The organism is Salinisphaera sp. C84B14 (assembly GCF_040361435.1).
Taxonomy (GTDB): Bacteria; Pseudomonadota; Gammaproteobacteria; order Nevskiales; family Salinisphaeraceae; genus Salinisphaera.
This window is the reverse complement of sequence record NZ_APNL01000009.1, coordinates 88,204-107,196: the sequence shown is the minus strand read 5'-3', so window position 1 is coordinate 107,196 and position 18,993 is coordinate 88,204. Positions and strand designations below refer to the sequence as shown.

Sequence of the window (18,993 nt, the reverse complement as noted above, 5' to 3'; positions counted from 1 at the left end):
CGCGCACGAAGCCACGGCTGCCAGGGCCTGTCGTGGCGAGATAAGCCGTCGCATCGGCGACCAAGCCGCGGCAAGACAAGGCATCGCGAGTGGCGCGTGGTTGCATCAGGTAAGCGAGCCAACCCATGAACCATGACGCCGGATTGCCGTGGCTTGGCCGCCGACCGATCGTTATTCGTTTGGGGTTAGCCCGTGCCGACAGGCGCTAGGGCGCGAGCCGATCGATCTGCCAGCGGTCGCCGCTGCGCTGATAACGCAGCCGGTCGTGCAGGCGGCTACGACGTGCCTGCCAGAATTCGTACATATCGGGCACTAGCGCATAGCCACCCCAGTGATCCGGGCGGGGCACATCCTGTTCGGCAAAGCGGGCTTCGACATCCACCACGCGCTGTTCGAGCTCGGCCCGGTCGGCAATCACCCGGCTTTGCGGCGAAGCGTGCGCGCCCAGCCGGCTGCCGCGCGAGCGACGCGCGAAATACGTATCCGATGCGCTGGCATCGAGCTTGTGTACCCGACCTTCGATACGCACCTGACGTTCGAGCGCTTCCCACCAGAACACGAGTGCGGCCTGTGGATGCGCGGCCAGCGCCTCGCCCTTGCGGCTGAGGTAATTGGTATAGAAGCGAAAACCCTGGGCATCGAAGCCCTTGAGCAACACGATGCGCGCCGACGGACGACCGCTGGCATCGACCGTGGCCAGGGTCATGGCGGTCGGTTCGACCATGGCCGCCTGCTGGGCCAGGCCATACCAGTCGTCGAACAGGGTCAGCGGATCGACCGGCGCGTTCTCTTCAATGAGATCGCGCCGGTCGAGCTCGCCCTGCCACGGGCTTGGAGCGTCGTCGGTCATCGAGTCGGGTCCTTTATTCACGCTCCAACTCCCGTAGCAGTGGTTAGCCGGCCTTGTCTTCGAGGGTGAAGCCGACCTTCACCGAGACCTGCCAATGGGCGACCTCGTTGTTCTCGATATGGCCGCGCACGCCGGTGACCTGGAACCAGCGCATGTTCGCGATCGTCTTCGAGGCTTCGGCGATGGCCTTGCGCACGGCGTCTTCCTGGCTGGTTTCCGAAGAGCCGGTCAGTTCCACGGATTTGTATACGTTGTCGCTCATAGATCGTTCTCGTTGGAAATTGAACCCCGGCAAGCCTACGCCCGAGCCGGCAAGGCCTCAAGCGACGGCGAACAGTCGTTCAATATGATACAAACGGCGGCCTGAGTTCTTAGTCACGAACAGGCCAAAAATGAAAGCACTGCGCATCGTCGATACCGACAACGGCACCCGCGCCGACATCACCGACATGGAGCTCAACGAGCTCAGCGAAGGCAATGTCGTCATCAAGTCGCATTACTCCTCGCTCAATTTCAAGGACGCGCTGGCGATCACCGGCAAGGGCAAGATCGCGCGCAAGCGTCCGCTCAATGCCGGCATCGATGTCGCCGGCGTGGTCGAATCCAGCGAGGACGAGCGCTTTTCGCCCGGCGACGAAGTGGTCGTCACCGGCTGGTTCATGAGCGAAACCCGCGATGGCGGGCTGGCCGAGTACGTGCGTATCCCCGCCGAATGCGTGGTCAAAAAGCCCGAGGGACTGACGCTCTGGCAGACCATGGCGCTCGGCACCGCGGGCTTCACCGCGGGCATGGCGGTCAAGCGCATGACCGACAACTTTCAGAAACCCGAGGACGGCCCCGTGCTGGTGACCGGCGCGACCGGCGGCGTGGGCATGTTCGCGATCGATATTCTCGCTCAGGCCGGCTATGAAGTAGTGGCCGTCTCGCGCAAGGCCGACGCCGAAGGCGACTTTCTCAAGCAGCTCGGCGCGACCGATGTGATCACCCCGGACGCGCTCGATCTCGAAGGCAAGCCCCTGGGCAAACCGGTCTATGCCGGCGCGATCGATGCGGTCGGCGGCGATCTGCTCGCCAATATCGTGGCCCAGGTCCAGCCCTACGGAAACGTGGCCGCGATCGGCCTGGCCGGCGGGCCCAAGCTGTCGACCACGGTGATGCCGTTCATCCTGCGCGGCGTATCGCTGCTGGGCATTCATTCGGTGGAATGCCCGAACGCCTGGCGCAAGGAAATCTGGGGCAATCTCTCCGGCGCCCAGAAGCCCGCGCATCTGGACACCATCGCGAACCAAACCGTAGGCTTGGCCGACGTTCACGGCGTGTGCGACACCATTATGGCGGGTGAGAACACCGGCCGCACGGTGGTCGATATCCAGGCCTGAAAACGGCGCAAGCCACACGTCGATTCAAGAACAATCCCAGGAGTTTCGGGTAATGAGCAAGACTGAAAACACGGCCGGTCTGGCCGGTGTCACCGCCGGCAAGACGGCTATCTGCACCGTCGGCAAGAAGGGCGTGGGCCTGACCTATCGCGGCTATCTGATCGAGGACCTGGCCGCCAAGGCCGAATTCGAGGAAGTCGCCTATCTGATGCTCTACGGCGAGCTGCCCACGCAGAGCCAGCTGGACGCCTACAAGAAGCGTCTGGCCGGCATGCGCGGCCTGCCCGACGGCGTGAAAACCGCGCTGGAAGTGCTGCCGCGCGACACGCACCCGATGGACGTCATGCGCACGGGTGCCTCGGTGCTGGGCACCATCGAACAGGAAAACGACGCCGCCAAACAGCAGAACGACGTGGCCGATCGCCTGCTGGCGAGCTTTCCGTCGATGCTGATGTACTGGTACCACTTCGTGGAATCGGGCAAGCGCATCGATGTGGATACCGACGACGACAAGATCGGCGGCCACTTCCTGCATCTGCTGCACGGCGAGAAGCCCAGCGAGGACGCGATCAAGTGCATGTCGACGTCGCTGATCCTCTATGCCGAGCACGAGTTCAATGCTTCCACCTTCACCGCGCGTGTAATCACGGCGACGCTGTCGGATTTCTATTCGGCCGTCACCGGCGCGATCGGCGCGCTGCGTGGCCCGCTGCACGGCGGTGCCAACGAAAAGGCCATGGAGCTGATCCAGACCTTCAAGGATCCGGACGACGCCGAAGCCGGCCTCAAGAAGATGCTGGAGAACAAGGAAAAGATCATGGGCTTCGGCCATCGCGTCTATAAAAAGGCCGATCCGCGTAACGGCATCATCAAGGAGTGGTCGAAAAAGCTCGCCGGCGACGATCCCTACAAGCAGAACCTGTACGCGATCTCCGAACGCCTCGAGCAGGTCATGCTCGACGAAAAGGGCATGTTCCCGAACGCCGACTTCTACCATGCGACGGCGTACCACTTCCTCGGCATCCCCACGCAGCTGTTTACGCCGATCTTCGTGATCTCGCGTCTGACCGGCTGGGGCGCGCATATCTTCGAACAGCGTGCCGACAACCGGCTGATCCGTCCGAACGCGGAATATGTGGGCCCGGAAGTACGCGATTTCCGTCCCATCGATCAGCGCGGCGCATAATCGTATGGGAAGCGCGCGCCGGTAGGCCGTCAGCTCTGTCGACAATAACCAAAGCAAGGAGATAGTGATGATTCTGGCTTACTGGTGCGTGCTTATTGCCGCGCTCATGCCCTTCGGCTTCGTGCTGTACGCAAAGCTCGCGGGCCGCAACAAGATGGGTCTGGAAGAAAACCGCTACCCGCGGCAGTGGCTCGAGCAGGTCGAGGGCGCTCAGAAACGCGCCTACTGGGCACAGCTGAACTCCTTCGAGGCGTTTCCGCCGTTCGCGGCGGCGGTGATTATTGCCGTGATCTCGGGCGGCGCGATCGGCGCGATCAACTTCTTCGCCGTGCTTTTCATCGTGCTGCGCTTGATCTATGGGTGGTGCTATATCAGCGACCGGGCCACCCTGCGCAGCCTGATCTGGTCGGGCGGGCTGCTGTGCGTGCTGGCGCTGTTCATCGTGGCCGCTATCGGCTGATATACGACGGCTTCGGGCCGATCGGGCTTTGAACCGTCTGCCATGCCATACGACAGGCGCCGTATCTGCGCGGTACGGCGCGTCTTGTCGTGCCTGGAATAATTAGCGGTAGGTGCGCGCGCGCGGCAAAGAGCGCAAAGTACGCATGTGAGCGTCAGGCGTAGGACTTGCGTTGCGCGGCCGCGTTCACGATGATTGGGCATAATAAAAATATCGATTTTCAAAAAAACGCGGTGGCATGGCCCGGCCGATGCGGGTGACAAATCGTGCCGGCCGATCAATGTCCGGAATCGTGTGCGAACAGGAGACACGTTGATGGAGACCAAACGCCTGAACCTGGTCGATATGGCCTGGCTCAATGTGGAAACCGAGAATGCGCCGATGCAGGTCGGCGGCCTGCTCACGTTCCAGATTCCCGACGGTGCCCCCAAGGACCTGCCGCGCCGTATCGTCGAGCACTATCATCAGTTCTCCCAGGCCTATTCGCCTTGGAACCACCGGTTGCGCCCGGGCGCGCTGCGTACCGTCGCGCCGGAGTGGGAGCTGCTCGACGAGATCGACGTGGAATACCACTTCCGGCATTCGGCCCTGCCGGCCCCCGGTGGTGAACGCGAACTGGGCGAGCTTGCATCACGTCTGCACAGCCATCCGCTCGATTTCCGGCGCCCGCCGTGGGAGGCGCATCTCATCGAAGGGCTCGAAGGCAATCGCTTCGCGCTCTATATCAAGCTGCACCATTCGCTGCTCGACGGAGTGGCCGGCATGCGCCAGCTCGCCAAGGCGCTCGCCGACGACCCCAACGATACCGAGCGCCCGCCGTTCTGGGCGCTGCCGCCGAAAAAACGCCGCAAACGTTCGCCTAGCGAAACACGGCCGGGCATGTATCGGGCTGTAGCGGAGCTGATGGGCGGTGCTGCCGAGCAGGTGGGGTCCTTGCCGGGTTTTGCGCGCGTGGTGCGCAGCATGCTCAAGAGCGCGCGTTCGGAAACCGGCACGGCCGGCCTGCCGTTCTCGTCGGCGTCATCGCTGCTCAACAGCCGTATTCAGTCGCAGCGGCGCTATGCCACGCAGCTCTATTCGCTGGCCGAATGCCGCAGCCTGGCTCACAACGCCGGCGTGACCGTCAACGATATCGTGCTCACGATCTGCGGCGGCGCGCTGCGACGTTACCTGCGCGAGATCGGCGAACTGCCGAGCAAGCCGCTGACCGCCGGCATTCCGGTCTCGGTACGCCCGGCCGACGACCAGGATGCAGGCAACGCGTTGACCTTCATCGTGGCCAATCTGGCAACCGATATCGAATCGACGCCGGAACGGCTACAGGCGGTCGCGCTTTCGACGCGACGGGCAAAAAACGAGCTGAGCAAACTCTCGGCGGCAGCCATCACCCAGTACACGGTCGCGCTGATGGCGCCCTATGTCCTGTCGCTGGTCACCGGCATGGGCGGGCGCACGCGGCCGGTGTTCAACGTCACGGTATCGAATCTGCCCGGCCCGGAAGGCCCGCTCTATATCCACGGTGCGCAGATGGAGGCGTTCTATCCGACCTCGTTGGTTACCCATGGTCAGGCGCTCAATATCACCGTGCACGGCTACGGCGATACGCTGGGCTTTGGCTTTATCGGCTGCCGGGAAACCCTGCCGTCGATGCAGCGGCTGGCCGTTTATGCTGGCGAAACGTTGGACGAACTGCGCGAAACCTACGGCGATCGGGATACGCCCGCCCAGGATGAGGTCGTCGCCGATGACAAGTCTTCGCCGTCAAAAAGTACCGCCAAGCGGCGCAAGAAGACGACGCAAAGCGCGACCGGCTGATTCGAACAACGCTCTGACCAAAACAAAAGGCCGGCCTTGGGGTCGGCCTTTTATTTGGTCTGGATACACCGGCCCCGTCGCCGACGACGTATTGCCGGCGTCGCGGGCACGGCCAGGGGTGTACCCTCCGGCGGCGTGGGTCGGGGCCGGCAAGTGCGTATCGAATACGGGCGCGCAGTGTCGCAGCGCCGAAAGTGAAGGCCCAAGCCGTTATAATTCCGGCCTGAGTTTTTTGTATTTCGTTCGGCTTGCGGGCACGAGCGCGGGTGGCATTTATGAGCGATAACGCAGCGTCGACGTCCAAATCCGGCAACAATTTCGTACGCAACATGATCGCCGAGCAGATCGAACGCGGCGATCACGTGGGCGAGGTGGTGACACGCTTTCCGCCCGAGCCGAACGGTTTTCTGCATATTGGCCACGCGAAATCGATCTGCCTGAACTTCGGCCTGGCCGAACACTTCGGCGGGCGCTGCAGGCTGCGTTTCGACGACACCAATCCGGAAAAAGAGGAACAGGCCTTCATCGATTCCATCCAGGAAGACGTGCACTGGCTCGGCTTCGACTGGGATGGCCATGTCCGCTTCACCTCGGATTATTTCGATACGCTTTATGAATACGCGCTGCACCTGATCGAAAACGGCGATGCCTATGTCGACGAGCTGACCTCCGAGCAGGCACGCGAATACCGCGGCGACTGGAACACGCCCGGCACGAACAGCCCCTACCGCGATCGCACGCCGGAAGAGAACCTGGCCGCCTTCGAAAAGATGCGCGCCGGCGAATTCGGCGAAGGCCAGGCCTCGCTGCGCGCCAAGATCGATATGGCCGCGGGCAACATGAACCTGCGCGACCCGGTGATCTATCGCATCCGGCATGCGACACATCACCAGACCGGCGATGCCTGGTGTATCTATCCGTCCTACGATTTCGCCCACGGCCAGTCGGACGCCATCGAAGGCGTGACCCATTCCATCTGTACCCTGGAATTCGAGGATCATCGCCCGCTCTACGACTGGTTCATCGAACATCTGCCGGTGCCGGCCCGCCCGGTGCAGACCGAGTTTGGCCGTCTCAACCTCAACTACACCGTCACCAGCAAGCGCAAGCTCAAGCGCCTGATCGACGAGCAGGTGGTCGACGGCTGGGACGATCCGCGCATGCCCACCCTGGCGGGCATTCGTCGGCGCGGCTATACGCCGGCCTCGATTCGCAACTTCTGCGAAACGATCGGCGTGGCGCGCAGCGACGGCGTGGTCGATGCCGCCATGCTCGAACACGCCATCCGTGACGACCTGAACAGCAATGCGCCGCGGGCCATGTGCGTGCTCGATCCGCTCAGGATCGTGATCACCAACTACCCGGAAGACGGCGTCGAACAGCTCACGGCCGCGGGCCATCCCAACCGCGATGATCTGGGCGAGCGCAGCCTGCCGTTCACCCGTGAAATCCTTATCGAGAAAGAGGATTTCCGCGAAGAGGCGAACAAGAAATACAAGCGCCTGGTGCTCGGCAAGCGCGTACGCCTGCGCAATGCCTATGTGATCGAAGCCACCGATGTGGTCAAGAACGACGCCGGCGAGATCGTGGCAGTGCATTGCACCTATGACCCCGACACCCTCGGCGACAACCCGGCGGACGGCATCAAGCCCAAGGGCGTGATCCACTGGGTATCGGCGAGCCACGGCAAGAAGGCCACGGTGCGCCAGTACGACCGCCTGTTCGCGGCCGAACATCCGGGACGCGGCGATCGCGACATGCTCGACGACCTCAACCCCGATTCGCTCACGGTATACGAAAACTGCACGATCGAGCCCGATCTGGCCACGGTCGAGCCGGAATACCGGGTTCAGTTCGAGCGTATCGGCTATTTCGTGGCCGATCGCCACGATCATGCCCCGGGCAAGCCGGTGTTCAACCGAATCGTGCCGCTACGCGATACCTGGGCCAAGATCGAGGCCGACGACGGGTAACGGGCTTCGATTTCGTGAAACGAGTGTGCAAACGAACGCGGATAAACGCGAATTCGGGCAAGTCTTAGAGTGCAGGGATTCGTTCATTGACGCGAACCGCAGATTTCGCAGATTGCACAGATTGATTCAAACCAGCCCTTCGGGCGGCTATCTGTCACCATCGCCGCATAACGCCACCAGGGCTTTAAGCGGCTGATAACCCATCTGCGAAATCTGCGATTGCTGTCTTTAAAAAGCCCGACACACGAACGTGAATGCAACGCAGGCTTGCCCCGGCGCAAGAGCCGGTCCGAGACTTGATCCGCGTTCGTTCGCGGAGCCAGAATTCTAGCCGTGGCTAGGTGTCGAGCGCCGCGGCCAACCAGCGCCGCGAATCGGCCGGGTCGATCACATCGTCGATTTCGAAATAGCTGGCCACGTTTTCGGCCTTGCCCTGTTCATACATCGAATCCACAAGCTGTTGATAGCGGGCGGCGCGCTCGGATTCGTCTTCGATGGCTTCGAGCTCGCGTCGAAACCCGAGCGTGACCGCACCTTCGACGCCCATCGGCCCGAATTCACCCTGCGGCCAGGCCACGGTGAAGTTCGGTCGCTTGAGGTGGCCGCCGAGCATCGCCTGGGCGCCCAGTCCGTAGGCTTTGCGCAGCACGATGCCATACCAGGGCACCTGCACTTTGGCGCCGGCGATGAACAGCTGCGACGCGTGCGCGACCGTGCCGGTCTTCTCGGCCTCGGGGCCGACCATGATGCCCGGCGTATCGCAGAGCGTGAGCAGCGCAATGCCGTGGGTGTCGCACAGGCGCATGAAATCGGCGGCCTTGCGTGCTGCCGCGCTGTCGATCGCGCCGGCCAGGCTGCGCGGGTTGTTGGCGATGACGCCCAGGGGTCTGCCCTCGATGCGGATGAAGGCGGTTACGAGGTTGGGGGCATGGGCTGCACCCAGTTCGGTCATCGAGTCGATATCGGCGAGTGCGGCGACGATGCGGCGCACGTCGTAGGTCATGCGCCGGTTGGCGGGCATGAGCTCGGCAAGCCGGGCGCTGTCCGGTGCCGCAAAGTCGGCGATCGCGCCCTGAAAATACGCCAGGCAGCGCTTGGCCGTGGCCACGGCCTCGACTTCGTCGGCGACCACGATATCGACGACCCCGATCGCGGCCTGCTGCTCGGCCGGGCCGATATCCTCGGGCGCGTATTCGCCCAGGCCACCGCCTGCGATCATGGCCGGGCCGGCCATGCCGAGATTGGCGTCGCGGGTTGCGATGGTGATATCGCAGCAGCCGAAAAAGGCGGCGTTGCCGGCAAAGCAGCGCCCGGCATTGATGCCAATCAGGGGGACCTCGCCGCTCAGCCGGGCGAAGCTGTAGAAGCTGGTGACTTCCAGCCCCGAGTTGACCACCAGCGCGGCGTCGGTATCGCCGGGGCGGCCACCGCCGCCTTCGGTGAAGAAAACCAGCGGCAGGCGTTCGCGGCGCGCAATATCGACCATGCGGTCGGTCTTGCGATGGTTCTGATAGCCCTGGGTGCCGGCGAGCACGGTGTAGTCGTAGCTCATTACCACGCAGCGTGCGTGCGCGCCGTCGAAAATATCGCCGTTAACGCGGCCAACGCCGCTGATCAGCCCGTCGGCCGGCGTCTCGCGCTTGAGCTCGTCTAGCGCGCGCCGGCTGCGCTGGGCTGCGATGGCCAGCGCGCCATATTCGATAAAGCTGTTGTCGTCGCACAGGTCGGCAATATTTTCGCGGGCGGTGCGTTTGCCCAGCGCACGGCGCTTGGCCACCGCCTCGGGGCGGGCGCTATCGTGCGTAGTGGTATGGAAATCGGTCATGAACGATCTTGGCTGAAACGAGGGGCGATCCGGCAGCATGAAGCCTAAAACAGGTCTTTGGCACCTGCGACACGGTCGCGATAACGAATTGGACGGCTAAAATCGCTATCCTGAACGGCTGAATTGGGGAGGACCACGATGGGGCAAGCATGGCGATGACGGATTGGGCCGCCTGCGAACAGCGTCTGGCGGACGGGATCAAGGACATCGGCGTGGACGTGGGGCGCTCGCCGCAGGCGCAGCTGATTGCGTATCTGCGTGAGCTGTCGACATGGAACGCGACCTATAATCTCACCGCGGTGCGCGATCCGCTGGCGATGGTCACGCGGCATCTGCTCGACAGCCTGGCGGTGCTGGATTTCGTTTCCGGCGCGTCGGTGGCCGATATCGGCAGCGGCCCGGGGCTGCCGGGGCTGGTCATTGCGATCACCCGGCCACGCATGACCATCACCCTGGTCGAATCCAACCGCAAGAAGGCCGCGTTTTTGCGCCACGTGCGCCGGCGTCTCGAGCTGGATAACGTGATCGTGGTACAGGAGCGGGTCGAAGCGGTGGAAACCGACGACAAATTCGATACCGTCATTTGCCGGGCGTTTGCCGCTGCCGGCGAGTGTGCGCGGCTGGCGGGTCATCTGGTTGCGCCGGGCGGGCGATTTCTGTTGATGAAAGGCCGCGATCCGGCCGAAGAGCTGGCCGACTTGCCGCTGGATTTCCGGCATGTGGATACGGTGGCCCTGCGCGTGCCCGGCCTCGAGGCGGATCGCCATCTGGCCATTCTGGAGCCGGGGCTGATCTGAACGCCCGGCGAGCGTGTCCAACGTTCGATCACGCCGGCCCGCTCCGCAGCGCGAAACGGTGTGGTCGGGCCGCAGGTCATGCGCTGGAACCGGCTTGCGCATAACATGCGCTTCACGAGTCCATTAGACTGAGCGGCCATGAGCAACATCATCGCCATTGCCAACCAGAAAGGCGGCGTCGGCAAGACGACGACTAGCATCAATCTCGCGGCTGCGCTGGCCGAGGCCGAGCAGCGCGTGCTGCTTGTGGATATAGATGCCCAAGGCAACGCCACCATGGGCGTGGGCGTGGACAAGAACGCGCTCGAGGCCACCGTCTGTGATTTTCTGCTGGGCGACAAGGGCGTGTCCGAAGCGCTGCAGGTGGTGCTCGACGGCCAGTTCTTCCTGCTGGGCGCCAACGGCGACATGACCGCGGCCGAGGTCGGCCTGCGCGATCGCAAGAACGGCCGCCTTGCGCTCAAGCAGGCGCTGGCCGAAATTTCCGACAGTTTCGACTATGTGATCATCGACTGTCCGCCGGCGCTTTCCATGCTCACCGTCAACGCGCTGGCGGCCGCGCGTGGGGTCATCATTCCCATGCAGTGCGAGTATTACGCGCTGGAAGGCCTGTCCGACCTGCTCGAAACCATCGAGAGCGTGCGCAAGATGATGAACCCCGAGCTCATCATCGAAGGCGTACTGCGCACCATGCACGACCCGCGCAACCGCTTGACCGGGGACGTCTCGGCCCAGCTGATCGATTATTTCGGCAGCGCCGTTTACGAAACCTGTATTCCGCGCAACGTGCGCCTGGCCGAAGCGCCCAGCCACGGGGTGCCGATCATGCAGTACGATAGCGCGGCATCGGGCGCGACCGCCTATCGCCAGCTGGCTGCCGAAATTCTCGGACGCGACGACAGCGAAGTCATCGACGCGCCGCGCAAGGGCGCGCGCCGAGCGGTGTCGTCGTTGTTCGGTCGGCGTCGGCGCAACGCCGGCTAAAGCGCATCACTCAAACAAGATCGGGCTATGGCACAGAAAAAACGCGGACTGGGGCGCGGTCTCGAATCGCTGCTTTCCAACGATTTCGACGACACGCCGGAAACCGGCAGCGAACTCGTTGAGCTCGAGCTCGATGCCCTGCGCCCCGGGCGCTATCAGCCCCGTCGCGACATGGACGCGGAGGCGCTGGAAGCCCTGGCGCAGTCGATACGGACACAGGGCGTGGTGCAGCCGCTGGTGGTGCGCGACGCCGACGGCGGCTACGAGATCGTTGCCGGCGAGCGGCGCTGGCGAGCGGCGCGTCTGGCGGGGCTTGCCACCGTGCCGGCGGTGGTGCGCCCCATGGCCGACGAGGCTGCCATGGCCGTCGCGCTTATCGAAAACATCCAGCGCGAAGACCTCAACCCGCTCGAGGAAGCCGCCGCGCTGCGCCGGCTGATCGAGGAATGCGGCATGACCCATGCCGCCTGTGCCGAGGCCGTCGGGCGCTCCAGGGCAAGCGTGTCCAACCTGCTGCGGCTGGCCGAGCTGGTGCCCGAAGCCCAGGCGCTGCTGCGCGCCGGCGATATCCAGATGGGCCATGCACGGGCCTTGCTGGGCGCGCCGAGCGCCCTGCAGGCCGATCTCGCCGCGCGGGTGGCAGCACGCCAGCTGACCGTGCGCCAGACCGAAGCCCTGGTGGCCTCAGCCATGGCAGAGAAAGGCGCCGAAAGCGCGCCGCGGCAAAGCAATCGACTGGTGCGCTTCGAGCACGAGCTGGGCGAAACGCTGGGGGCGAAAGTCACCGTGCGCTCGCAACGCGGCGGGCGTGCCCGGGTGGTGATCGACTATCCCAATGCGGGCGAGCTCGATAATCTGCTCGATCGTCTGAAGTAGCGGTTGCACTGCGTGCTGATCGCATTTTGTTGTAAATAACAGGCGTTTTCGGCGCGATTGACCTTCCATTTCGCTTTGTCTATAGTCCGCCGAGCGTTGGGCGCGCCGCGAGTGATTCGCGTGTCCGTCCGGGGCCGCGGTGGGGGGTTCTCAAGTGATATCCCGACCACGTCCGCGCAACATGCGCCTTGCTTGGGTGGTGTTGGGCACGCAACTCACAATGGGCCTGTTGGTGGCTGCCATGTTTGGCGCCGCGACGGGGCCGGCGTCGGCCAAGGCCGCGCTGTTTGGTGTGGTCGTGGCTGTTTTGCCGGGCCTGTGGATGGCGCTGTGGTTGCTGCCGCGCCGCAGGCAGGTGGACGCACCGGCCATGGCTCGCGCCTTTTATTGGGGTGAGCTGGGAAAATTAGGATTGACTGTGGGGCTGTTCGTGACGGCAGCCCTTTTATTTGGTCAGCAGTTTTTATCGCTGCTGGCGACATACGTGGCTTGCCAAGCTTGTTACTGGCTCGCCTTAGTTTTGACGCGCTAGCTGCCGCCGAAGGTGGGCAGTTCGACGACGGCTTGAACGAGGACAACTCCATATGGCCAGCGCCGAAGAAGGCGGTAACACCGCTAACCAGTACATCCAGCACCATCTGTCGAATCTGCAGCTCGACCTGTCCACCATGGAAGTCGGCGGCAACATCAGTGGCTTCTGGGTGCTGAATCTCGACAGTCTGTTCTTTTCTGTTGTGCTCGGTGTGTTTTTCCTGGCCGTCTTTCGCATGGTCGCCAAGAAGGTCACGGCCAGCGAGCCGGGCAAGCTGCAGACGTTCGTGGAAATGGTCCACGACTTTACCGACACGCAGGTGCGTGACATTTATCACGGCAACTCCACGCTGATCGCGCCGCTGGCGATGACGATCTTCGTGTGGGTGTTCCTGATGAACTTCATGGACCTGATTCCGGTCGATGCGCTGCCCGCAGCCGCCCATGCGGCGGGCATCGATTATCTCAAGGTCGTGCCCACGACCGATCTGAACATCACCTTCGGTCTGTCGTTGTCGGTGTTCCTGCTGATGATCGTCTACGGCATCAAGGCCAAGGGCGGCATGGGTTTTCTCAAGGAAACCCTGACGCATCCGTTCGGCAAGTGGCTGGCGCCGTTCAACTTCGTGTTGTTCGTGGTTGAAACCGTGGCCAAGCCCGTTTCGCTGTCGCTGCGTCTGTTCGGCAACCTTTACGCGGGCGAGCTGATCTTTATTCTGATCGCCGTGTTCACGCTGGGCGCCGGGGCGAGTCTGCTGGCCGTTCCCATGTTTATCCTGCAGATCCTGCTTGGCCTGGGCTGGGCAATTTTTCATATTCTCGTGATCACGCTGCAGGCGTATATCTTCGGCATGCTGACCATTGTTTATCTGAGCATGGTTCAGGACGACCACTGATCGATCGACACCACCAACCACTGACTGACTCGTAAACTGGAGAGTAGAAAATGGAACAAGCCATTGCAGACGTTCAGGGCATGACCGTGATCGCGGTCGCGATCCTCATCGGCCTTGGTGCCATCGGCACCGCACTCGGTTTCGCCCTGCTCGGCGGCAAATTCCTCGAAGGTCTGGCCCGCCAGCCGGAAATGGCCCCGATGCTGACCGGCCGTATGTTTCTTATCGCCGGCCTGCTTGACGCCGTGTCGATGATCGGCGTGGGTATCGCCCTGTTCTTGATGTTCGCCAACCCGTTCGTGGCGGCCGTACAGTCCGCAGGCGGCTAAACACCGGGTTCGCCACGTCGCTTAACTCGAGTTACGCAAGCCAGGGATAACCCATGAGCATCAATGCCACACTGCTGGCCCAGATGATCGTCTTCGCGGTCTTCGTCTGGTTCACCATGAAGTTCGTATGGCCGCCGATCATGCAGGCCATGCGTGATCGTCAGAAGCGGATCAGCGAAGGTCTCGCGGCCGCCGAGCGCGGCGTTCGTGAGCTGAACGAGGCCACGGCCAAGGCCGAGGATATGGTCGCCAAGGCGCGTACGCAGGCGCAGGAAATCCTGACCAATGCGCAGCGCCAGGCCGACGACACACTCGAGCGTGCCCGTGAAGATGCGCGTGCCGAAGGCGAGCGCATCGTGACCGCGGCGCGTGAGGAAGTCGACCAGGCCGTAGTCTCCGCGAAGGAAGATCTACGCCGCGAGGTCGGCGCACTGGCCGTCGTGGGCGCCGAGCGCATTCTCAAGCGCGAGATCGACGCCAAGGCGCACAATGACATCATCGACGACCTCGTCGCGGAGATTCGTTAGCCATGGCAGAGACGCAAACACTGGCACGGCCCTATGCCGAGGCCGTGTTCGAGCTCGCCGAATCCAACGGCCGGCTGGGCGAGTGGTCGCGGGCGCTCGAAGCGCTTTCGGCCATCGTGTCCAACCCGGACGTGGCGTTGCTTCTGGACAACCCCGAGATCAGCGATAGTCGACTGGTCGAGCTGGTTGTCGAGATCGGCGGAGACGATATGGATGAAGCCAGTTGGAACTTCGTTCGGCTGCTCGTCGACAACGGGCGGCTGGGCCTCGCGCCGGTGATTGCGTCACTCTACGAGCAGCGCAAGGCCGAGGCCGAGAACCGGGTGGACGTCAGTGTCACCTCGGCCGTCGAGTTCTCCGAAGAGCAGCGTGCGGCGCTGGTCAAGTCGCTGGAAAAGCGGCTTGCCCGCAACGTTTCGCTGACGTTCGAACAGGATGAAGACGTGATCGGCGGCGCGATTATCCGCGCTGGCGATCTGGTGATCGACGGTTCGTTGCGCGCACAGCTTGAGCGCATGCGCCAGTCGCTCGCGCAATAGTCCGGCCCACAAGCGATCATCCGCTGGCGGCAGCTCGCCGCAGCGACATGGATACAGAGGAATAAGGTCAATGCAACTCAATCCGTCGGAAATTTCAGACCTGATCAAGAAACGGATCGAAAACTTCGATTCCGTGACCGAGTCCCGCAATGTCGGCACGCTGGTGAGCCTGGCCGACGGCATCGCAAAAATTCACGGCCTGGCCGATGCGATGCAGGGCGAGATGCTCGAATTCCCCGGCGGCACCTACGGTATCGCGCTCAACCTCGAGCGGGATTCGGTGGGCGCGGTGCTTATGGGTGAGTACACCCATATCTCCGAAGGCTGCGAAGTCAAGACGACCGGTCGAATCCTCGAAGTGCCGGTGGGCGACGAGCTGCTCGGGCGCGTGGTCGACCCGCTGGGCAACCCGATCGACGGCAAGGGCGAGCTGGGCACCACCCAGACGTCGCCGATCGAGAAAGTCGCCCCGGGCGTGATCGAGCGTCAGTCCGTCGACGAGCCGGTCCAGACCGGCCTCAAGTCGATCGACGCAATGATCCCGATCGGCCGCGGCCAGCGTGAGCTGATCATTGGCGACCGCCAGATCGGCAAGACCGCGATCGCGATCGACGCCATCATCAATCAGAAGAACACGGGCATTAAGTGCATCTACGTGGCCATCGGGCAGAAGAACAGCTCGATCGCCAACGTCGTGCGCAAGCTCGAGCAGGAAGGCGCGATGGATCACACCATCGTGGTCGCGGCCGGCGCCGCGATTTCGCCGGCGCTGCAGTACATCGCGCCCTATGCCGGCTGCTCGATGGGCGAGTTCTTCCGCGACAAGGGCGAAGACGCGCTGATCGTGTACGACGATCTGTCCAAGCAGGCCGTCGCCTATCGCCAGATCTCGCTGCTGCTGCGTCGTCCGCCGGGGCGTGAAGCCTATCCGGGTGACGTGTTCTATCTGCATTCACGGTTGCTGGAACGCGCTTCGCGTATCAACGCCGATTACGTGGAAGAGCTGACCGGCGGCAAGGTCAAGGGCCAGACCGGTTCGCTGACCGCGCTGCCGATCATCGAAACCCAGGCCGGCGACGTGTCCGCGTTCGTGCCGACCAACGTGATCTCGATCACCGACGGCCAGATCTATCTGGAAACGGATATGTTCAACTCCGGCACGCGTCCGGCGGTGAATGCCGGCCTGTCGGTGTCGCGTGTGGGTGGTTCGGCCCAGACCAAGATCATCAAGAAGCTCGGTGGCGGTATCCGCCTGGCGCTGGCGCAGTACCGCGAACTCGCGGCCTTCGCGCAGTTCGCCTCGGACCTCGACGACGCGACGCGCAAGCAGCTGGAGCACGGTGAGCGTGTCACCAAGCTGATGATCCAGAAGCAGTACAACCCGCTATCGGTTGCGCTGACCGCATCTTCGCTGTTCGCGGCGGAAGAGGGCTATCTGGACGACGTCGACGCTGACAAGGTCACCGATTTCGAAGCCGCGCTGCATCAGTACATGGAAAGCGAGCAGAAGGAGCTGGTGGACAAGATCAACGACACCGGCGACTACAGCGACGAAATCAAGTCCGGGCTGCACAGCGCGCTGAAGGAATTCAAGGAAACGCATACGTGGTAACACCGCGCGTTCCTGAGTCCACCAACGGAGTCAACTGATGGCCGGCGGCAAGGAAGTCAAAAGCAAGATCAAGAGCGTAGAAAATACGCAGAAGATCACCAAGGCCATGGAAATGGTCGCCGCGTCGAAGATGCGCAAGGCCCAGGAGCGCGTGGAAGCTTCGCGGCCCTATGCCCAGAAGATTCGGCGCACGATCGGCCATCTGGCGCAGGCGAATCCCGACTTCAAGCATCCGTTCATGGTGGAGCGCGAGGTCAATCGCGTCGGCATGATCGTCGTGTCGACCGATCGCGGCCTGTGCGGCGGTTTGAACATCAACCTGTTCCGCAAGGTGCTCGCCGAGCTGCGCGAGTGGGATAAAAAGAACGTCCCGGTCGATGTCGTGGTGGTGGGCCGCAAGGCAGCGAGCTTCTTTCGCCGCATCAAGGACATCAAGGCCGAGGTCACCGACCTTGGCGATAGCCCGCACCTCGAGGACCTGATCGGCACGATCAAGGTCATGCTCGATGACTATCGTGAAGGCAATATCGATCGTCTTTTCCTGATGGGCAACGAGTTCGTCAATACGATGACGCAGCGTCCGGATATCCAGCAGCTGCTGCCGGTGCCCGAGGACGAAGACGACGAGCTGCCCGACCACTGGGATTACATCTACGAGCCGGAGCCGCCGGAACTGCTGGAATCGATTCTGGTGCGCTACGTCGAGGCCCAGGTTTACCAGGGCGTGGTAGAAAACGTGGCCTGCGAGATGGCTGCGCGCATGGTTGCCATGAAATCCGCGTCGGATAACGCGGGCGACATCATCGACGACCTGCAACTCGAGTACAACAAGCAGCGCCAGGCGGCGATTACGCAGGAGCTGTCGGAGATCGTGGCCGGCGCGGCCGCGGTATCGTAAGAGCCTAACAAGCCAAACCCTAGACACAGATCGGCAGCGATTCACGCTGCCCAGGTGAGGAATCGGATATGAGTAGCGGTACTATCGTTCAGATCATCGGCCCCGTGGTAGACGTGGAATTCGATCGCGAATCGTTGCCCAGCATCCACGATGCGCTGATCCTCAAGGAGGCCGACCTGGTGCTCGAGGTCGAGCAGCAGATTGGCGATGGCGTCGTACGCTGTATTGCCATGGGCGTGACCGAAGGTCTGACCCGCGGTGGGCAGGTGGAAAACACCGGTGCGCCGATTTCCGTGCCGGTGGGGCAGAAGACGCTCGGCCGCATCATGAACGTGCTCGGCCATCCCATCGACAACGGCGGCGACATCGGCGCCGACGAAAGCGCGCCGATCCACCGTGCGCCGCCGACGTTCGAAGACCAGGCCGGCAGCCAGGAGCTGCTCGAAACCGGCATCAAGGTCATCGATCTGCTCTGTCCCTTCGCAAAGGGCGGCAAGGTCGGCCTGTTCGGCGGTGCCGGCGTCGGCAAGACCGTGAACATGATGGAGCTCATCCGTAACATCGCGGCCGAGCACTCGGGCTACTCGGTGTTCGCCGGCGTCGGCGAGCGTACCCGTGAGGGCAACGACTTCTACTACGAAATGAAGGAGTCGAACGTCATCGACAAGGTGGCCCTGGTCTACGGCCAGATGAATGAGCCGCCGGGTAACCGTCTGCGCGTGGCGCTGACCGGCCTGACCATGGCCGAGTTCTTCCGTGACGAAGGCCGTGACGTGCTGTTGTTCATCGACAACATCTATCGTTACACCCTGGCCGGCACCGAAGTATCCGCGCTGCTGGGCCGTATGCCGTCGGCGGTGGGCTATCAGCCGACGCTGGCCGAGGAAATGGGTCTGCTCCAGGAGCGTATTACCTCCACCAAGACCGGCTCGATTACGTCGGTGCAGGCCGTTTACGTACCGGCGGACGACTTGACCGACCCGTCGCCTGCCACGACCTTTGCCCATCTGGACGCCACCGTAGTGCTTGCCCGTGGCATTGCCGAGCGCGGTATCTATCCGGCGGTGGATCCGCTGGATTCCACCTCGCGTCAGCTGGACCCGAACGTGATCGGCAACGATCACTACCAGACCGCCCGCGACGTGCAGCAGACCCTGCAGCGCTATCGTGAGCTCAAGGACATCATCGCGATTCTGGGCATGGACGAGCTCTCCGAGGAAGACAAGCTCTCGGTTGCCCGCGCGCGTAAGATCGAGCGCTTCCTGTCACAGCCGTTCTTCGTGGCCGAAGTATTCACGGGTTCGCCCGGCAAGTACGTGCCGCTGTCCGAAACCATTCGCGGCTTCCGCGGCATCGTGGACGGCGAGTACGATCACTTGCCCGAGCAGGCCTTCTACATGGTCGGTACCATCGACGAGGCCGTGAAGAAGGGCGAAGACATGGCCAAGAAGGCGGCCTGAACGGCGCCCGAGTTCAAGGCGTGACCGGCGCCCATAGAGCGCCGGTCTTTTCCTTT

General features: G+C 62.9%; 19 protein-coding genes. 16 read left to right on the top strand and 3 right to left on the bottom strand.

From position 1 onward, the window contains the following. Window positions 1–205 precede the first annotated feature (205 nt). Complete coding sequence (gene pdxH / locus C84B14_RS09800; protein ID WP_353223815.1) at window positions 206–850, bottom strand: pyridoxamine 5'-phosphate oxidase; 645 nt, start codon at window positions 848–850, stop codon at window positions 206–208. A gap of 43 nt (window positions 851–893) precedes the next feature. Beyond that, complete coding sequence (locus C84B14_RS09795; RefSeq protein ID WP_293626725.1) at window positions 894–1,112, bottom strand: dodecin; 219 nt, start codon at window positions 1,110–1,112, stop codon at window positions 894–896. A 130-nt stretch (window positions 1,113–1,242) separates the two neighbouring features. On the opposite strand from C84B14_RS09795, the gene C84B14_RS09790 reads away from it, so the two are divergent. From C84B14_RS09790 to C84B14_RS09770, 5 genes are all read left to right on the top strand, one after another. Beyond that, window positions 1,243–2,229 (top strand): YhdH/YhfP family quinone oxidoreductase, encoded by a 987-nt coding sequence (locus tag C84B14_RS09790; protein WP_353223731.1) that lies wholly within the window; start codon window positions 1,243–1,245, stop codon window positions 2,227–2,229. Window positions 2,230–2,281: 52 nt separating this feature from the next. Further along, window positions 2,282–3,415 carry a bifunctional 2-methylcitrate synthase/citrate synthase gene (prpC, locus tag C84B14_RS09785; protein WP_353223729.1) on the top strand — a complete coding sequence of 378 codons (1,134 nt, stop codon included), beginning with the start codon at window positions 2,282–2,284 and terminating at the stop codon, window positions 3,413–3,415. Between the two features lie 67 nt (window positions 3,416–3,482). Then, window positions 3,483–3,875: an MAPEG family protein gene (locus C84B14_RS09780; RefSeq protein WP_348764772.1), complete on the top strand. Its 393-nt coding sequence runs from the start codon at window positions 3,483–3,485 to the stop codon at window positions 3,873–3,875. 315 nt (window positions 3,876–4,190) lie between these two features. Beyond that, window positions 4,191–5,690 (top strand): WS/DGAT/MGAT family O-acyltransferase, encoded by a 1,500-nt coding sequence (locus tag C84B14_RS09775; protein ID WP_353223727.1) that lies wholly within the window; start codon window positions 4,191–4,193, stop codon window positions 5,688–5,690. A 275-nt stretch (window positions 5,691–5,965) separates the two neighbouring features. Continuing rightward, the gene (locus tag C84B14_RS09770; RefSeq protein ID WP_353223726.1) at window positions 5,966–7,663 is read left to right on the top strand and encodes a glutamine--tRNA ligase/YqeY domain fusion protein; all 1,698 of its coding nucleotides are present in this window, start codon (window positions 5,966–5,968) and stop codon (window positions 7,661–7,663) included. A 337-nt stretch (window positions 7,664–8,000) separates the two neighbouring features. Here C84B14_RS09770 and C84B14_RS09765 read toward each other — a convergent pair whose 3' ends face one another. After that, a complete protein-coding gene (locus C84B14_RS09765) occupies window positions 8,001–9,488 on the bottom strand; it encodes an acyl-CoA carboxylase subunit beta (RefSeq protein ID WP_353223724.1) in 1,488 nt (495 codons plus the stop codon). A 149-nt stretch (window positions 9,489–9,637) separates the two neighbouring features. Between C84B14_RS09765 and rsmG the strand changes: the two genes are divergently transcribed. From rsmG to atpD, 11 genes are all read left to right on the top strand, one after another. After that, window positions 9,638–10,285 (top strand): 16S rRNA (guanine(527)-N(7))-methyltransferase RsmG, encoded by a 648-nt coding sequence (rsmG, locus tag C84B14_RS09760; protein WP_353223722.1) that lies wholly within the window; start codon window positions 9,638–9,640, stop codon window positions 10,283–10,285. A gap of 138 nt (window positions 10,286–10,423) precedes the next feature. Next, window positions 10,424–11,269 (top strand): ParA family protein, encoded by an 846-nt coding sequence (locus C84B14_RS09755; protein ID WP_353223720.1) that lies wholly within the window; start codon window positions 10,424–10,426, stop codon window positions 11,267–11,269. Between the two features lie 27 nt (window positions 11,270–11,296). Then, window positions 11,297–12,145, top strand: coding sequence for a ParB/RepB/Spo0J family partition protein (locus tag C84B14_RS09750; RefSeq protein WP_348764778.1), 849 nt, complete (start codon window positions 11,297–11,299; stop codon window positions 12,143–12,145). A gap of 181 nt (window positions 12,146–12,326) precedes the next feature. Further along, the gene (locus C84B14_RS09745) at window positions 12,327–12,677 is read left to right on the top strand and encodes an ATP synthase subunit I (protein ID WP_348764779.1); all 351 of its coding nucleotides are present in this window, start codon (window positions 12,327–12,329) and stop codon (window positions 12,675–12,677) included. 52 nt (window positions 12,678–12,729) lie between these two features. Continuing rightward, entirely contained in the window at window positions 12,730–13,572 is an 843-nt protein-coding gene (gene atpB / locus C84B14_RS09740) for a F0F1 ATP synthase subunit A (protein WP_348764780.1), read from the top strand. Between the two features lie 50 nt (window positions 13,573–13,622). Next, a complete protein-coding gene (atpE, locus tag C84B14_RS09735; protein WP_293626704.1) occupies window positions 13,623–13,901 on the top strand; it encodes a F0F1 ATP synthase subunit C in 279 nt (92 codons plus the stop codon). Between the two features lie 53 nt (window positions 13,902–13,954). Beyond that, complete coding sequence (locus tag C84B14_RS09730) at window positions 13,955–14,428, top strand: F0F1 ATP synthase subunit B (protein ID WP_353223716.1); 474 nt, start codon at window positions 13,955–13,957, stop codon at window positions 14,426–14,428. 2 nt (window positions 14,429–14,430) lie between these two features. Then, complete coding sequence (locus tag C84B14_RS09725) at window positions 14,431–14,967, top strand: F0F1 ATP synthase subunit delta (RefSeq protein ID WP_353223714.1); 537 nt, start codon at window positions 14,431–14,433, stop codon at window positions 14,965–14,967. A gap of 70 nt (window positions 14,968–15,037) precedes the next feature. Then, the gene (gene atpA, locus C84B14_RS09720) at window positions 15,038–16,579 is read left to right on the top strand and encodes a F0F1 ATP synthase subunit alpha (RefSeq protein WP_348764783.1); all 1,542 of its coding nucleotides are present in this window, start codon (window positions 15,038–15,040) and stop codon (window positions 16,577–16,579) included. A 37-nt stretch (window positions 16,580–16,616) separates the two neighbouring features. Continuing rightward, a complete protein-coding gene (gene atpG, locus C84B14_RS09715) occupies window positions 16,617–17,477 on the top strand; it encodes a F0F1 ATP synthase subunit gamma (RefSeq protein ID WP_353223712.1) in 861 nt (286 codons plus the stop codon). A gap of 68 nt (window positions 17,478–17,545) precedes the next feature. Next, window positions 17,546–18,937 (top strand): F0F1 ATP synthase subunit beta, encoded by a 1,392-nt coding sequence (gene atpD, locus C84B14_RS09710; protein ID WP_348764785.1) that lies wholly within the window; start codon window positions 17,546–17,548, stop codon window positions 18,935–18,937. The last annotated feature ends 56 nt before the right edge of the window (window positions 18,938–18,993 follow it).

Bases quoted from the DNA above. Each gene is read 5' to 3' on its own strand.
- C84B14_RS09745 (WP_348764779.1), top strand. From the start codon at position 12,327: ATGCGCCTTGCTTGGGTGGTGTTGGGCACGCAACTCACAATGGGCCTG.
- C84B14_RS09780 (WP_348764772.1), top strand. From the start codon at position 3,483: ATGATTCTGGCTTACTGGTGCGTGCTTATTGCCGCGCTCATGCCCTTC.
- C84B14_RS09730 (WP_353223716.1), top strand. From the start codon at position 13,955: ATGAGCATCAATGCCACACTGCTGGCCCAGATGATCGTCTTCGCGGTC.
- pdxH (WP_353223815.1), bottom strand. From the start codon at position 850: ATGACCGACGACGCTCCAAGCCCGTGGCAGGGCGAGCTCGACCGGCGC.
- C84B14_RS09790 (WP_353223731.1), top strand. From the start codon at position 1,243: ATGAAAGCACTGCGCATCGTCGATACCGACAACGGCACCCGCGCCGAC.
- atpG (WP_353223712.1), top strand. From the start codon at position 16,617: ATGGCCGGCGGCAAGGAAGTCAAAAGCAAGATCAAGAGCGTAGAAAAT.
- atpB (WP_348764780.1), top strand. From the start codon at position 12,730: ATGGCCAGCGCCGAAGAAGGCGGTAACACCGCTAACCAGTACATCCAG.
- C84B14_RS09755 (WP_353223720.1), top strand. From the start codon at position 10,424: ATGAGCAACATCATCGCCATTGCCAACCAGAAAGGCGGCGTCGGCAAG.
- atpA (WP_348764783.1), top strand. From the start codon at position 15,038: ATGCAACTCAATCCGTCGGAAATTTCAGACCTGATCAAGAAACGGATC.
- C84B14_RS09770 (WP_353223726.1), top strand. From the start codon at position 5,966: ATGAGCGATAACGCAGCGTCGACGTCCAAATCCGGCAACAATTTCGTA.
- atpD (WP_348764785.1), top strand. From the start codon at position 17,546: ATGAGTAGCGGTACTATCGTTCAGATCATCGGCCCCGTGGTAGACGTG.
- C84B14_RS09750 (WP_348764778.1), top strand. From the start codon at position 11,297: ATGGCACAGAAAAAACGCGGACTGGGGCGCGGTCTCGAATCGCTGCTT.
- prpC (WP_353223729.1), top strand. From the start codon at position 2,282: ATGAGCAAGACTGAAAACACGGCCGGTCTGGCCGGTGTCACCGCCGGC.
- C84B14_RS09765 (WP_353223724.1), bottom strand. From the start codon at position 9,488: ATGACCGATTTCCATACCACTACGCACGATAGCGCCCGCCCCGAGGCG.
- rsmG (WP_353223722.1), top strand. From the start codon at position 9,638: ATGGCGATGACGGATTGGGCCGCCTGCGAACAGCGTCTGGCGGACGGG.
- C84B14_RS09725 (WP_353223714.1), top strand. From the start codon at position 14,431: ATGGCAGAGACGCAAACACTGGCACGGCCCTATGCCGAGGCCGTGTTC.
- C84B14_RS09795 (WP_293626725.1), bottom strand. From the start codon at position 1,112: ATGAGCGACAACGTATACAAATCCGTGGAACTGACCGGCTCTTCGGAA.
- C84B14_RS09775 (WP_353223727.1), top strand. From the start codon at position 4,191: ATGGAGACCAAACGCCTGAACCTGGTCGATATGGCCTGGCTCAATGTG.
- atpE (WP_293626704.1), top strand. From the start codon at position 13,623: ATGGAACAAGCCATTGCAGACGTTCAGGGCATGACCGTGATCGCGGTC.